Below are 2105 nucleotides of genomic sequence, written 5' to 3' on the forward strand. Positions count from 1 at the left end.
CGACAGCCCTTTAGCTGACACACCTTCGCGAGCAAGCTTCGCTCCTACAGGATTTGCAATTAACCGGCGGACATTCGGTATATTCCTTTTCTTTTTTCAGCTCGGTACGCCCATGTCGTCCCTGACACCCTTGAACCATCTGATTACCCGCTTCCAGGAACAGACGCCGATCCGCGCCAGTTCCTTGATCATCACGCTGTACGGGGATGCCATCGAACCCCACGGCGGCACGGTGTGGCTGGGCAGCCTGATTCAGTTGCTCGAGCCCATCGGCATCAATGAACGGCTGATCCGCACCTCGATTTTTCGCCTGACCAAGGAAGGCTGGCTGACCGCCGAAAAAGTAGGGCGTCGCAGCTACTACAGCCTGACCGGCGCCGGCCGTCGGCGTTTCGACAAAGCTTTCAAGCGGGTCTACAGCTCCACCGTTCCGGCCTGGGACGGTTCGTGGTGCCTGGTGATGCTCACGCAACTGACCCAGGACAAGCGCAAACAAGTGCGCGAAGAACTGGAGTGGCAAGGTTTTGGTGCGATCTCGCCCGCCGTGCTGGCCTGCCCGCGCAGTGATCGGGCCGACGTCAACGCGACCTTGCTCGACCTGGGTGCCCAGGAAGACACCATCGTCTTCGAAACCACCGCACAAGACGTGCTTGCCTCAAAGGCCCTGCGTTTGCAGGTGCGCGAGAGCTGGAACATCGAGGAGCTGGCGGCCCATTACAGCGAGTTCATCCAACTGTTCCGACCGCTCTGGCAAGCGCTTCGCGAGCAGGAAAACCTGCAACCGTCGGACTGCTTCCTGGCACGGGTCCTGCTTATTCACGAGTACCGCAAACTGCTGCTGCGTGACCCGCAATTACCGGACGAGTTGTTGCCCGGCGATTGGGAAGGACGCGCCGCCCGCCAGTTGTGCCGCAACATTTACCGGCTGATCTACGCCAAGGCCGAAGAGTGGTTGAACACTGCACTGGAAACCGCCGATGGTCCGTTGCCGGACGTGGGCGAAAGCTTTTATCGGCGCTTTGGCGGGCTTAAGTAACCCGTCTGTTTCCGTAGGAGCGGCACTGTTCAGGAGAACCCGTGGATTGGCGTAGATAATAAAAACAAGCCTGCGTGAGGCCCGACATGATTTCTTCAATTGCACAGCGCCGTGATGGCTTCGACCAGTGGATTCATCAGATCAACCAGATCTGTGGCGCCTTCAATGCGCAACCCCTGGGTGATGAGTTTGCCGGACAGATCCGCGAGCACCAGGACGGCGCGCTGAAGCTCAGTTTTGTCGATGCCCGCCAGGCACGGCTGTACCGCACGCCTCACGAAGTGGCGGCGGGCGAGGACGGTAAATACTTTGCGGTGTTTCAGCTCGATGGCAGCGCCGGCATGGCACAGGGCGACAGCAAGGTGTTGCTGTCGGCCGGGGATATCACGCTGATCGACGCCTCGCGCCCCAGCGACTTTACCTACAGTGAAAACTCCCGGCAGTTGTCATTGATTCTGCCGTCGCAACTGGTCGAGCAAACCCTGCGCTTCAATCAGGTCCAGTGCGGTCACCGGATCGCCGCGACATCCCCCATCGCGATGCTTTCGCACCGTTTGATTCTGGACGCCACGCACCAGCAATGCCTGAGCCAGGCAGAAAGCGAAGCGACGCTGGAGGCGATTGTCAGCCTGCTGCGTCCGGCCATCAGCCACAGCGAAGCATGCGCAGACGTGCATGAGCGCCTCTTTCGCAAGACCCTGGGCTTCATCGATGAGCACATCCGCTCGGAAGACCTCTGCCCCGAATGGCTGGCGCGCGAGGTGGGAATGTCGACGCGTGGTTTGTACCGGATGTTTGCCAAGAAGGGATTGGTGGTGGCGCGGTACATCAAGAATCGGCGGCTGGATTTGTGTGCGGAGTCCCTGCGCCAAACGCGTACCGAGCAGAAGTTGTCGGTGCTGGGGTATTCGTGGGGCTTTTCCGATTCGAGCTACTTTTCCACCGCGTTCAAATCGCGCTTTGGCATTTCGCCCGGTGAGTACCGCAAAAAACACGCCTGAGATCCAACTGAATAAACGCCTAACCCCTGTAGGAGCCGGCTTGCTGGCGATGGCGGTGTGTCAGAAAC

2 protein-coding genes are annotated in these 2105 nt (G+C 59.4%); both read left to right on the top strand.

Features of this window, described 5'->3' with window-relative positions:
• Positions 1 to 112: 112 nt before the first annotated feature.
• A complete protein-coding gene (paaX, locus tag KGA97_RS29350; protein WP_008025283.1) occupies positions 113 to 1036 on the top strand; it encodes a phenylacetic acid degradation operon negative regulatory protein PaaX in 924 nt (307 codons plus the stop codon).
• 86 nt (positions 1037 to 1122) lie between these two features.
• Positions 1123 to 2037: a transcriptional regulator FeaR gene (gene feaR / locus KGA97_RS29355; protein WP_223481983.1), complete on the top strand. Its 915-nt coding sequence runs from the start codon at positions 1123 to 1125 to the stop codon at positions 2035 to 2037.
• Positions 2038 to 2105: the final 68 nt, after the last annotated feature.

The organism is Pseudomonas sp. BF-B-15 (assembly GCF_019946675.1).
GTDB classification, from domain to species: Bacteria; Pseudomonadota; Gammaproteobacteria; order Pseudomonadales; family Pseudomonadaceae; genus Aquipseudomonas; species Aquipseudomonas migulae.

Coding starts and splice junctions, on each gene's coding strand:
- paaX (WP_008025283.1), top strand. CDS start 113: ATGTCGTCCCTGACACCCTTGAACCATCTGATTACCCGCTTCCAGGAA.
- feaR (WP_223481983.1), top strand. CDS start 1,123: ATGATTTCTTCAATTGCACAGCGCCGTGATGGCTTCGACCAGTGGATT.